This window comes from Xanthovirga aplysinae, assembly GCF_009711365.1.
Classification (GTDB): domain Bacteria; phylum Bacteroidota; class Bacteroidia; order Cytophagales; family Cyclobacteriaceae; genus Xanthovirga; species Xanthovirga aplysinae.
In genome coordinates this window covers 1-599 of the sequence record NZ_SMMB01000179.1, presented here as the reverse complement: position 1 = coordinate 599, position 599 = coordinate 1, and the positions used below count along the sequence as shown (strand labels likewise).

1 protein-coding gene is annotated in these 599 nt (G+C 33.9%); it reads left to right on the top strand.

Annotated elements, in window-relative coordinates; genetic code table 11:
* Positions 1–32: 32 nt before the first annotated feature.
* A partial coding sequence (locus E1171_RS00320) for a pyridoxine/pyridoxamine 5'-phosphate oxidase (RefSeq protein ID WP_155202998.1) occupies positions 33–599 on the top strand: 567 nt, incomplete at its 3' end.

Here is a 599-nt window from a genome sequence, read left to right as displayed (position 1 = left end):
GAAAAAAGCACAGCAGCCAGCCGGACCGTTGTATGCAATGTAAAAAAACAAACAAAAAAATGAACCCTATATCGCTGTTTGAGAAATGGTTTTCTAAGGAAAAGGAGCTTAGCAATTTGAAATTACCTGATGCGTGTTGTTTGTCTACTAATGGACTAGATGGATACCCAAATTCTAGATTTGTTTCTTTAAAAGAGATTACAAACGAATCGTTTGTAATTACGGGGTCATTGAATTCAAGAAAAGGAATAGAAATAAAAAATAATTCAAAAGCTGCGCTCTCCTTTTGGTGGACTTTTACAGAAAGACAGATTAGAATACAAGGAGATGTATCAAAGATCTCGAAATCTGATGCCGAAATTTACTTTAAGCAAAGGAGTCGGGACTCAAAAATTGTATCTGCCGCTTTTGAGCAAGGGCAAGAAATTCAGGATATACCGGATATGCAAAAGCATTTTGAAGAAAAGAAAGTAGAGTTAGAAAATATAGAAATTGTACGACCCAATAATTGGGGAGGTTTTTATATTAAACCTATTAGAATAGAATTTATGGAATTTAGAAAAAGCAGACTACACGAAAGAAAACTTTTTGAACAAGTT